Raw genomic sequence first — 11,679 nt, forward strand, 5'->3', positions numbered from 1 at the left:
GTTGTGGCGGGGTTGTGAGAATTAGATGGCACTAATAAAAAATAATTTATGGAAACTCTTCTGTTTTTTGCTGTTGGGTGGCTTAATTTTATTAAGCGTGCTTTTGGTTTACGAGTGGAAAAACATCAAAAAAGATTACCGCACGAGCTCCCAAAATCGTGTGGAATTTTCTGCGCAAGCACTTAAAAGCACCCTTAGAAATAAAGAGCTGATGCTAGATTTAATTGGTAGAGATATTCTCTCTAATAATAATTTACATGAAAAAACGTCGACAATTAAACTTCTTGATAATATTTTGCTCGAAAATCCCGTGTTATTAGGCTTTGGACTGTTTAATCCGCAAGGCGAGATTATTTATTACAGCTCAAACTTAAACGCTTCAACCATGATCAACCTGAAAGAAAATAAAAATACACGCCAAAGCTTTGCGCAAACCCTCGTATCAGACAAAATGGTATTAGGACAGACTTACTTTAATGAATCTTTACAAGAGTGGGTGATCCCAATAAGAAAAGCATTACGCGATAAGAGCGGCACAGTAATCGCGGTTATGACGGCAGGTATGGCGGTGTCGAGAGGGACTAAGTACTTAAATATTTTGCAAAGTAATCGTGATGATTACATCATGCTAGCAAGAGAAATAGATGGCTTTATTCAATACAGCTCGGTTAGAGATGCAGATATAGCAAGTTATATAAAAACCCAGACTAAAGAGGCATTGGGGTTATCGGGTAATGCTTTGATAGAGCAAACAGGTAAAACAAAGCAAACACTTAAATCTTCCGAGGAAGTGTTTAGCATAGAAACGACGGTAAAAGGCAAACCGTATATCACCTCAGCAAAATTTGATAACCGTTATCAGTTGTGGACTCTGTCACAAATGGCGATGCAACCAATAAAAAATCTGTATTATTGGAAAGTTGGCTTGTATGTCCTAGTTTATGTGTTTATTTGTATGGTGCTATTTTTTGGTTTTAGGCTTATTGCACGTGCTGAAAAAAAGCGTATTGATGAGCTATTCCATCTTTCAAGACATGATGATTTGACCAAACTCCCAAATCGAAAAGCGTTACGAGATAGCTTTGAAGAAAAAAAAGAAACATCGTTTAGCTTAGCAATCATTAACATTACCAACTTGCGTTCTATGAATAATCGCTTTGGCATGGAGTTTGGCGATAAAGCGATAAAAACCTTTGCTGGCTTTTTAAAAACAACATTTTTATCACCCTATTTAGTATTTAGAAATAGTGGGAATGAATTTTGTATTATTGCACCTCACACTTTTGATGAGCAAAACAGACGTGCATTCGAGCATATTTTAGAGTCAGCAATCCAGCAATATGAAACCAACAATAGTGAACGATTACTTAATATAAGTGTGGGCATAGCCTGTTATCCAGAGCATGGTATAACAAAGAGTAAGCTCGTACGAAGTGCGCATTTAGCTAACCAGTGGGCAAAAGATACCGGCCAATGGCTGTGTCATTATCATGCTGATATTAAACAAGCTTACTTACGTCGTTTAAAAGTAGAAGAGCGGCTTAATATGGCGTTAAACGAGCAGTCATTGTCTATGGCGTATCAGTGCCAAGTAAATGAACAGGGTAAAATCCATGCTATGGAGGCGCTCATTCGTTGGAAAGATGGTGAGCTTGGTATGGTATCACCCGCTGAGTTTATTGCTATTGCAGAGCAAAGTGATTTAATTTTTAAAATTGGTGACTTTGTTTTAGCGCGATCTATTGGTGAGTTTGCAAAAATGCAGCAACACAGCGATACCCCTCTTGAATTGGCAATAAACATTTCAGTAATGCAATTTCAAAGTAGTGTATTTATTCCTACATTATTACACAGTTTAGAGACGCACAATGTTACTGCGCAAAGTATCATTTTAGAAATAACAGAATCCCTCTTTATGGATAATCTTGAACATGTGATTGATACGATTAAGAGCTTAAAGTCACGTGGAATACGCTTTTCAATGGATGATTTTGGCACAGGCTATTCATCACTGAGTCTTTTGAGACGCTTACCGATAGATGAACTGAAAATAGATAAGAGCTTTGTTGATGATATTTTGGTGGACTCTAAATCAAATAGTATGGTGCAAAGTATTATTGCCATTGCCAACAGCCATAACTTAAGTGTTATAGCTGAAGGCGTGGAAGAGCAGGCACAGTTTGATATGTTAGTTAATATTGGCTGTAAACGTTTTCAGGGGTATTACTTTTATAAACCTGTGGCAGCAGCAACGGTTATTGAATACCTATCGGTTAATTAACTTATCCTGCAAATACTGTGGTGGCACGGCTAAGGCGGTCATTCACAGCACCCCACTCACTGCCTACTGGCGGCTTTTCGATATAAATATTCATCGGGGTTGTCTCATCAATAAGATGCAGCGTTTTATACATGTTTTTAGCATACTCAACAGGGCAAGCACTGAGCTTAGTAATATACTGAGGCGAAATGTGATTAGCTAATAACTGTTGCTCTGCCTTGGTTGAATAGATTAAATAATGTGTTTGCAAATGGGGAGTGTTACTCAAAACACTTGGAAAATCTGCGCTATTAACAAGTATTGCAGGAGCATGGGGCTGATAATGCGCCTTTACATTACCAGGCACTGCCTCATTGTGTGAAAGCGGTGTAGTGACATTTAGTCCGGTTTTTTGCAAAATATCAGCAGCGGATACGGGCCCTGGGCGTAAAATGCGAAGCTGCTCAGTGGTGGCATCAACAATCGTTGACTCAATACCCACATCACATTGCCCGCCCTCTAATACCGCGCTAATTCGGCCATTTAAATCGCGCATAACATGGGCTGAATTTATTGGGCTTAGTTGTTTGTAGCGGTTAGCTGAGGGAGCTGCAAGTCCAGTATTTAATTGTTTTAAAACGGCTAAAAATTGCGGATGTGCTGGTACGCGTAAACCGATGCTATTCAATCCACCTGTTACAGGGCTATTTAAATTATCTTTTGCATTTAAAATAAGTGTGAGCGGCCCTGGCCAAAAGGCTTCAGCAAGTGTAATCGCTGCCTTATTTACATTTTTTGCCCAGTGGTGCACATGTGATAGTTCAGGAATATGCACAATTAACGGGTGGTTTGTTGGGCGTCCTTTCGCGGCAAATATTTTTGCTACAGCATCACTATTGCTCGCATCGGCAGCAAGGCCGTACACAGTTTCTGTGGGTAAGGCAACGCATTCGCCCGCTTTTAATAGTGCCACGGCTTGGTTAATACGCTCTTCAGTATTCAATAATTGAGTGGGTTGTAATGATGTCATAATAACTCTTAAGGATTACAAAACTGGCAATATGTTGCATCAGCAACGCGTTTTTTATTTGTTTCAATGTGGCTAAAGCCGCAACTATCACACACTGAAGTAGTTGATTTCATTTGTTCTGTTGGCATATTACATAGCTCACAGGGCAAGCCTTTTGTAACTTGTTTAGCAACAAAGTTAGGGTTTTGGCACTGTGGGCATGTTGATGATATTCGCCTTGCAAGATCTTCTGCAGCTCGGCTAATAATTACTTGGCGTTGCGGGCTATACATGGCCCTTAGATCAGGCGCGATTGTACCTGTGCTTGGCGTTTTTTCTGTATATAAAGCAATAAGCGCTTTTATACTAAGCCCTTTATGAAGCGTTTGGGTGTCGTCAAGTATCCAATGTTGGTTTTTATAGCGCTGACATGCAGTAGCGATTGATTCAGCACTGGTTTCACTGCTAATGCTTAAGCTGCTCGGCGAAAATGGCCCGCCAGCATATCCATAAATAGTATTGTTATTGTGTTTATCATAAAAACAAATAACTTCTTCGTCCCAGTTCATTAAACCCGGGTACGGCCCACCCCCAAAACTGCCTTCACTGCCAAGCCCAAATTGCTCGCCTGTGAGTTCACATGCGCGCTGAGCTTTTGTCAGTGCCGCTGTGTTGGCACTACAATGACGTTGTACTTCGTGACTAAACATCCCAAGTGTATCGGTATCAAATAAATCAGTAGTGAATACCTCAAAACCAAGTGGCTCCAAAGCGGGAGCTACTAAAGGCGCCTTTTTATGTTTCGTGGCAATGACTATCTTTGGCATAGCTTATATTGGCTCATTAGAGGCTGAAATAGTTGAGAAATGTCCATTTTCGAACTGCTCTAGGGTATTATCATCGCCCCAGCGAATGAGAGTGAGCCAATGGTTATCAATCAGCTCCTTCACCATGACATGTTTGTTATAAATTGCCGCGATTGCCGATTGCGGCGCAGCAATATATACATTAAGGCGAATTGGTTCGTGCATCCATTTTTCCCCATTGTGCAGTGACTGCATGGCTAAGCCAATACGAAGGTCACCGCCATTACCTTCAAATAATCCAATATTACCGCCGACTGCGTTGTGAAGTATTTTATTACCACTGCCGTATTTATGGTTGTCGGTAACCGAGGCATTATATTGACTATTGATCCAATGGGTTACTATCATGGGGGCGGTCATGATCAGTTCTAATACCGCAAATTCGTTATCGTTTTCCCATTCATAATTATGTAAAAAACAGCGTCCTTGTAAGTTAACACTGCGAGTCCAGGCTCGTGGTGCAACAATAAAGGCGGCGTTATTAGCAAGCCCCCATTCTGGGCGTACTTGCGACCAATCGCGGGCACGCTGTTGATAAGCATGGTTAATTTCATCCGCGGTTTTATTAACTAACTGCGGGTCGATATTTACTAAGCGTTCTTGCTGAGCGGTTTGCGTGGCAACGGTTAGCCATTTTTTTAGATTGTCATTAAGCTCGGTATCGTAAGCGGTGATGACATCCGTGGTTGTGTTATGAATAGCGGCAATAAATTGCGTGCTCTGTGCCAGTGTTAGCCCTCGCTCTTTAAGCGCTTGGCGCACTTGGGTATCGTTTAGTAAGTTAGCCAGCACGCGTACATTAACTTCGCCACTTTGCCCTCCACAGGCTCCACATTCTAGGCCAGCGCTGTGCAAGTTATTAGTTGTATGACTGGCGTGACCTACCAACATAACATGCGGCGCAAACTCTTTTATTCCTAAGGTGTTAAGCACTTTTTGAGCTAAGTCGGTTTTGTCTTTTAGGGTCAGTTTTTGCTGGTTTTGTGTTAATTGCCAGTCGGTGGTTGCGCACTTTTTAGCTTTACCTTTAGATAAAAAGGTATTTTTTATTAATTTAAATGCATACAGCCAGCCTGCTGATTCAACCATAGAAAACGATGAGGGGGCTGATTTTGACCAACTTTGCCATGTAGCACTATTTTGACGAGATGCTTCAAGCGCCGCGTCTTTGTGTGTTTGTGTGGCATGTATGGCTGGTTTGAGTAGCCCGGGTAGTTGAGGACGAGTAATTGCACTACCATTTTCTTGATATTCTAGTGGCAAGCCAAAAAAGCCGGCAAAGCCGAAGGTTTCTATATTTTTACTTTGCGATTCAAGCGCGCGGCGAATAACCTCTGAGCGTACATCAATACAAAACACAGCTTGTAATTGAGCGTTGTTCACTGGCGTTTTAGTGGCGTTTTGCAGCGCATGATTAAGCGGGTATTGATAGCTCAGCTCCAGTGCTTTTGCCCACACCCATAATGGCTTTTGTGCCAATTTGTGTGCATGCAGGCGCTCAATTACGAGTGACTTTTCTTGCTGCCACTGACTTTGTAGTTGTTTAAATGAAGCACTATCATGATCTGCTAGATACTGCCAAATAACCAAGTCCCATGCCATTCGCATGGCCAGTAGCTGTTTCATATCATCTTTGGGTTTAGCGTAAAGTTGGCCTTGGAATCGCAAATACGCTAACCACGATGCCCAACCATTAATATCTAAAAGCAGCGAATGAGCATATAACTCTAACGAGTCGTTATCTATATTAAGGGTTGAGAGTGTTAGTGCAATCAGTTCATCAGCGCAAGTGGGCAGTCGTTTAAAGTAGCCATTTAAATGCTTTTCATCCATTACAATACTAATGCCTTTATCCGCTTGAATAACGGTTAACCAATGGCGATATAAAGGTGATTGTGATGATGTGTCATCACCATGAAGCATAGGGCCAAGCTGCTGATAATGCGCGGCACAAAACTGGCTCAATTGATGGGTAATTTCATCATGCCAAGCCATTTTATGTTTATTGCGCTGCTGGTCGAGTAAATCTGCAATGTTGTGCCAATCCACTAAGGGAACATCAATGTGAAGGGTTTTTGTGAGTTGCTCATGCGTAAAGTCACTGTTAAGTAACTTGGCTGCATCAGCTAAGTGGTTATCAGTAATTATGCCGTTGTCGTACTTGTGCTGATAAAAGTCTTTAGGCATGAGCATATTGGCATTACATAAGGTATCAATGCGTGCGCTTACATCTTCAATAGGCAGGTGGCGCATTTCCCAAAATGGGTTAACGGCAATCATCTGATCTAAAGGCCAGTTTGGTGCTATGTAACCGCATACTTTATTAAGTATGTTGTTTTCAGTGTCACTTAACGATAATGCCGTGTGATTTGAATGCGTTTGATTGCTCATTTTGATTCCTCAACGGTGATTCCAGCTGCATGATTTTTTAAATCGGTGTGGCCATTATTAGGTAAATTTATCGGCCATATTTTTAGGGTTAATCGCGTAAACCACTCATCTAAATACAAGCCTGCAAATAATAGGGTGGAAAGTGATTTAACCTGTGGTCGCCAAGACTGGTAGCGTAAAAAGTAGCTGGCAATCATTAACGTTAAAATAAGGGCTATTACCCAGCTATCGGCGAGGCTAAATGCAGCTTCGCGCCACTGCTCAAGCTCTAGTGCTAAAGTAAATATATTTTTAGCAACCACATAGCTAAAAACTACTAAGAGTGCAATTAACAACTTTTTACTGCGAGTTTGCACGTTAGAAGCGCCATGTTGGTTGGCCAGTAAAATAGTTAAAGCCGATGCTAAAAGTAGCCACACACTGACAGCACCTTGATAGCCGCTAATGAACCATGCAGCGCCAACTAGGGTAATCGACACCAATGCCCCCGTTAACCAAGCAAAGCACGTGGGTGATTGTTTTGGAATGTGGCGGCGAATCAGATCTTCGTTTACACCGTTGCCTGAGTTTAAAAATGCAAAGGCTTTATAGGTTGAATGAGTAACAAGGTGAAGCAGAGCCAGTTCAAATAATCCCAGCGCACATTCTATGAGCATTAATCCCATTTGCGCACTGGTAGACCAAGCAAGCCTTACTTTAACGCTTATTCGGGTAGTCATTATCAAAGCGCTGATCACCGTAGTTAAACCAGCAATAATTAAAATTAACCACTGTGCAGCCGCAGCTTGAATAAACAAAGGCGCAAATAAAACTAATAAAAAGCCACCTAAATTTATCACCCCAGCATGCAATAAGGCACTGACGGGTGTAGGCACCTCAACCACTTTGATTAGCCAGCCATGCATAGGCAACTGAGCACATTTGATTAAAGCTGCAAAAGCGATTAAAAAGGCCGCGAGTTGTTCAGCCAAAGATAGCGGTAGTGTGGTGGTGTGATAAAAAGTAGTGATATCGCTAATGTATAGGCTATTGTGAGTAACCGATAATATAATAAATGCGACGAGTAATAAGGATTCAGCTACGCGTGCCACAATAAACTTTTTATGAGCGGCGAGTACCGCACGAGGGCGCTCAGGATAAAACATTAATAGTTTATGCAGTGCTAAACTAATTGACACCCAGCCTAGCCAAAATAGCGCTAAGTGATTGCTCATAACTACAATCAGCACTGCGGTTACGGTTAATAGCAGCCAGCGCCAAAAATAGTTTACACGTGGCTCACCTTGCATATAGTGTTTGCAAAACCGAATTAATATTAGCGTTATGAACAGGATTAGTCCTAGCATAATAGCGCGGGTCACTGAGAGCGATAAGAAACTCAGTAAATCAAAGGCATAAATACGATAAAGTGCAACGGCACTGATAAATGCAACACTATTAAATAGCATCACTTTAAACAGTACATTGCCATTTGAGGCACAAGGTTGTCGGCCAATTAGCCACGCCGCTAAAAATGTGCTTAATGGCATCATTAGTAATAACAACGAAATAATATACTCGCTCATTCAGTGCTCCTTATTTAGTTATTGGAGTATGACAAACTAGATAACTAAATAAAAATAGATATAATGCATATAAACGTTCTATAAAAGAGAACTATAATGAGCCGTTTGAACTACCATCACTTGTATTATTTTTGGTCTGTTGCCCGAATTGGTAACTTAACCCAAGCCGCTAAAGAGCTGCATTTATCGCAGTCAGCGCTCTCCACTCAAATTAAACAGCTAGAGCACACCATTAATATTGAGTTATTTGAACGTAAAGGACGTACCTTGGCATTAACCGATATGGGAAAGCGGGTGCAAATGTACGCTAACGATATATTCACTAAGGGCGAAGAGCTGTCGTCTTTTATTCATAAAGGGATGATTTCCCAAACTCAGCATTTATCAATCGGGGTGCTTAATACGCTCTCTCGTAACTTTATCGAGGAATTTATTAACCCTTTAATGAGTAACGACGAAGTACGCTTTTCGCTTACTGCAGGGCGTATGGATGGGCTGTTAAATGGTTTGGCAGAGCACGAAATGGATTTAGTTTTAACCAATAAACCCATCGGACTTGAGCACTACGATCAACTGTGGCAAAGCCAGTTGGTATCTCGTCAGCCATTAGCCATAGTGGGCCCTGCAGATAAAAAAACACGCGGTCAATTTCCTAGCGGTTACACAGATGCACAATGGGTGCTACCCAGTAAAACCTCCGCGATTAGAGACTCATTTAATGCTTTGTGTGCCCGCTGGCAATATCAGCCAAAAATAAAAGCAGAGGCTGATGATATGGCTATGCTGCGATTACTTGCTCGTGATAGTGGTGCACTATCGGTATTGCCATCAGTTGTAGTAAAGGATGAAATAGAACAAGGCCTACTGGTTGAATACCAACGTTTACCTGATGCATTTGAGCACTTTTATGCCATTACCGCACAGCGCAAATTTGTACCTGATATACTCAAATCATTGCTCGCCAAAACGTGTTAATTACTTTTAAACTAACGTTTTTATTAAAATATTTTATGCTTGAATAATAAAAAAAGAATTAAAGGTTTTAATTAGATGGCCGACAAAGTACTTAATTGTACTGAAGATTAAGGATAATCATGGTTAATAAACTGCAAGGCAATTATGCTAACCTAAATGCGTTGCTTGCCCAATCAGTCAATAATTCAAACCACAGCAATGTGCCCACAGGTTTACAATCGAGAGCTCACTTAGCGCCAAGCACGGCAACAATCACTGATGAAATGCTCAGTCAGTTTAGTGACGAACAAGTCGATGAAATACTTAATCAGCAATTATCCTCTTTACTCACGATTTCCAGCACACCCAGTGGCTCAAATTATAAGCTCTCTAGTGAAGAGGTTGCACTACGTACGGTGATAAGTTCTCAGCAAGAGGGCCTATTAAAAAATGAACGTAGTGATCAGTTAATTGAGCGTTTAAACAGCTCGGTAAAAAATATTCAAGGCGCTTATGCTAACACTAGCGATATTTTATCAAACTTGGGGCAGCTTGGGTTCAATCAAAAAACGTTTTTAGCGTCTAGTCAGCAGCGTGTTGAACGCTCGCTAGACCCCTTTATGGAAAGTTTTAACCGCGAGCGATATGAAGATGATGATAACTATGGGTTTGAGCTTTCGGTAAAAACCAAAGAAGGTGATGTTATTAAAATCACTCTTCATTCTGCGCAAGGTTATGATGAGGAAACAGGCGAAACCACTGACGAATTTAGCGTAAGTTATGAAGTAGATGGCGACTTATCTGAGGCTGAACACCAAGCATTAACGCAAGTACTTTCTGGTGTTGGTGAAATGGCGGATGAATTTTTTAAGGCTAAACAAAGCGCTTACAGTCGTTACGTACCCGCAAACCAAGCTGATTTAGATTTAAGCTTTCTAAGCAATTTTGATAACAAAGAACTTTCGGGTTTTGATTTGTATTTTTCAACGTCAGAGGGAAATACTGCCGATGCTGATGGAGCGCTACTTGGAAAAGACAATGAGCTTAATTTAAGCTATACCCTTGATGAGGATTCTGAGCAGCAAATACTAGAGTTTGAATCGGTAAATGGACAGAACAACATTGATTTTTCGCTTGATATGTCAACCATTGGCGCTCAAGACAAAAGCCAAATGCAGCAATACATAAAAGCGCTCGATAAGAGTTTAGAAGATAGCCAGCTCAATAGCTCAGAGAAAAGTACGCGTTCGGCGTTTGGCCAAAAAAGTGATGAAGTAATGAAACAAGGGTTGGCTGTATTTAAAAGTGCGTTTAGTAGTATGTCATCAGCCGCTGAGCGCTACAGTGAAATTGAGTCAGTTGCTACAAAGCAGTTTACTAATGGACGCGAGCTTGTCGCTAATTTAGTTGACAATATGATCACCCGTGATCCACGTTATCAAGGGCTAGGAAGCAGTAATAAAAATTCCTTAGGTGATGGTATATCTAAGTTAGCTGATTTTGATGCGAAATTTTCTTTTGCAATGGATCAAGGTGATTACATAGCAACAAGCACCACAAAGCTGAGTCAAAATACAGAACACCAAAAATCAGCAGGGTTAACTGGAGTTACTCAAGATAAAGCGGCGAGCACGCGTTTTAATTATGAAGAAGGTAACCGCTCTGACATCCCTCCTGATTATTATGACAAACAAGAAAATTACACTATTGGTACCGCTGTAAAAAATAACGAATTGGTTGCCCTTGATCAGGCTCATGAGGTGGATGTAGATAAAAAAGTGTATCAGTTTAATCCCGAAATATCTCAATACGAGCTAAAAAAGGAATTAAAAGAAACAACCACCAGTGAGAGCAATATTCGTGTTATTAACGATATTTGGCTCGAGAAAAATGAAGATAGTCATCGTATGGATGAAAGAAAACGACTCAGTGGTGTGGGGGCGTCGAACGAGTTTAGAACAACATCGAGTTATTCACATACGCAATTAGTAACGTTAATCGGTGACTTAGATAAATTAGAACAAAACAAAGAAGTCAAACGTGAGTACTTAGCCGTTTTATCACAAGTGGATGATTTTATGGATAAAAGCATGTAAATTTTATTTACTTAAGCTCGATTGTGGGTATAGTAACTAAAACACTATTTAAGTATAAGATTATGTTTAAACAATTAATTTTTCTTTTAATGTTGAGTTTACCACTGGCAGTGAATGCAACGCTCAAACCACACTCGGACGCTATTTCTGCTAAGCGTTTATTAAGCGAGCACGATAAATTTGCTAAACAATACCAAGCATTTCCGCCCACACCGCAAGACATTGCATTGATGCAAAAACTAGCAGGTAAAGAGGTATTAGTGCTTTTAGGTACGTGGTGTCATGACAGTGCCCGTGAAGTACCTCGATTAATAAAGTTACTCGATGAATCGAAGGTCAAACTCTCGAAAATAACTTTTGTTACAGTCGGTTATGACAAACGTGATGAAGCAGGTATTGCCCTAGCGCATGACTTACAATATACCCCCACTTTTATTGTTAAGCATAACGGGGTTGAAGTTAACCGCGTAGTAGAAAAAACCAGCGACACTCTCGCCCAAGATTTAACCTTAGGCTTATAACGAGAGTCAGCTAGCCA

Annotated in this window: 8 protein-coding genes; 4 read left to right on the forward strand and 4 right to left on the reverse strand. The window is 40.8% G+C overall.

The annotated features are described in order from the left end of the window. Positions 1 to 25 precede the first annotated feature (25 nt). Positions 26 to 2,281, forward strand: coding sequence for a bifunctional diguanylate cyclase/phosphodiesterase (locus tag PTET_RS16595; RefSeq protein WP_024602620.1), 2,256 nt, complete (start codon positions 26 to 28; stop codon positions 2,279 to 2,281). 1 nt (position 2,282) lies between these two features. Here PTET_RS16595 and PTET_RS16600 read toward each other — a convergent pair whose 3' ends face one another. The 4 genes from PTET_RS16600 to PTET_RS16615 are packed head-to-tail and all read right to left on the reverse strand — an operon-like array spanning position 2,283 to position 8,091. Then, the gene (locus PTET_RS16600; protein WP_024602621.1) at positions 2,283 to 3,290 is read right to left on the reverse strand and encodes an L-threonylcarbamoyladenylate synthase; all 1,008 of its coding nucleotides are present in this window, start codon (positions 3,288 to 3,290) and stop codon (positions 2,283 to 2,285) included. A gap of 8 nt (positions 3,291 to 3,298) precedes the next feature. Continuing rightward, positions 3,299 to 4,096 (reverse strand): DUF6671 family protein, encoded by a 798-nt coding sequence (locus PTET_RS16605; protein ID WP_024602622.1) that lies wholly within the window; start codon positions 4,094 to 4,096, stop codon positions 3,299 to 3,301. Positions 4,097 to 4,099: 3 nt separating this feature from the next. After that, the gene (locus PTET_RS16610) at positions 4,100 to 6,526 is read right to left on the reverse strand and encodes a YbcC family protein (RefSeq protein WP_024602623.1); all 2,427 of its coding nucleotides are present in this window, start codon (positions 6,524 to 6,526) and stop codon (positions 4,100 to 4,102) included. Continuing rightward, positions 6,523 to 8,091 (reverse strand): NADH-quinone oxidoreductase subunit L, encoded by a 1,569-nt coding sequence (locus PTET_RS16615; RefSeq protein WP_024602624.1) that lies wholly within the window; start codon positions 8,089 to 8,091, stop codon positions 6,523 to 6,525. The genes PTET_RS16610 and PTET_RS16615 overlap by 4 nt, the downstream gene beginning before the upstream one ends. A gap of 96 nt (positions 8,092 to 8,187) precedes the next feature. Here PTET_RS16615 and PTET_RS16620 point away from each other — a divergent pair, with 96 nt between their 5' ends. The 3 genes from PTET_RS16620 (at position 8,188) to PTET_RS16630 (ending at position 11,662) form a co-directional block, all read left to right on the forward strand. Continuing rightward, positions 8,188 to 9,066 (forward strand): LysR family transcriptional regulator, encoded by an 879-nt coding sequence (locus PTET_RS16620; RefSeq protein WP_096038992.1) that lies wholly within the window; start codon positions 8,188 to 8,190, stop codon positions 9,064 to 9,066. Between the two features lie 119 nt (positions 9,067 to 9,185). Next, positions 9,186 to 11,141, forward strand: coding sequence for a hypothetical protein (locus PTET_RS16625; RefSeq protein ID WP_024602626.1), 1,956 nt, complete (start codon positions 9,186 to 9,188; stop codon positions 11,139 to 11,141). 62 nt (positions 11,142 to 11,203) lie between these two features. Further along, the gene (locus PTET_RS16630; protein WP_024602627.1) at positions 11,204 to 11,662 is read left to right on the forward strand and encodes a TlpA family protein disulfide reductase; all 459 of its coding nucleotides are present in this window, start codon (positions 11,204 to 11,206) and stop codon (positions 11,660 to 11,662) included. Positions 11,663 to 11,679: the final 17 nt, after the last annotated feature.

Origin of the sequence: Pseudoalteromonas tetraodonis, assembly GCF_002310835.1 — a bacterium.
Lineage (GTDB): Bacteria > Pseudomonadota > Gammaproteobacteria > Enterobacterales > Alteromonadaceae > Pseudoalteromonas > Pseudoalteromonas tetraodonis.

Excerpts from the sequence above, each read along its gene's own strand:
- PTET_RS16595 (WP_024602620.1), top strand. The coding sequence starts at position 26 with ATGGCACTAATAAAAAATAATTTATGGAAACTCTTCTGTTTTTTGCTG.
- PTET_RS16600 (WP_024602621.1), bottom strand. The coding sequence starts at position 3,290 with ATGACATCATTACAACCCACTCAATTATTGAATACTGAAGAGCGTATT.
- PTET_RS16605 (WP_024602622.1), bottom strand. The coding sequence starts at position 4,096 with ATGCCAAAGATAGTCATTGCCACGAAACATAAAAAGGCGCCTTTAGTA.
- PTET_RS16610 (WP_024602623.1), bottom strand. The coding sequence starts at position 6,526 with ATGAGCAATCAAACGCATTCAAATCACACGGCATTATCGTTAAGTGAC.
- PTET_RS16615 (WP_024602624.1), bottom strand. The coding sequence starts at position 8,091 with ATGAGCGAGTATATTATTTCGTTGTTATTACTAATGATGCCATTAAGC.
- PTET_RS16620 (WP_096038992.1), top strand. The coding sequence starts at position 8,188 with ATGAGCCGTTTGAACTACCATCACTTGTATTATTTTTGGTCTGTTGCC.
- PTET_RS16625 (WP_024602626.1), top strand. The coding sequence starts at position 9,186 with ATGGTTAATAAACTGCAAGGCAATTATGCTAACCTAAATGCGTTGCTT.
- PTET_RS16630 (WP_024602627.1), top strand. The coding sequence starts at position 11,204 with ATGTTTAAACAATTAATTTTTCTTTTAATGTTGAGTTTACCACTGGCA.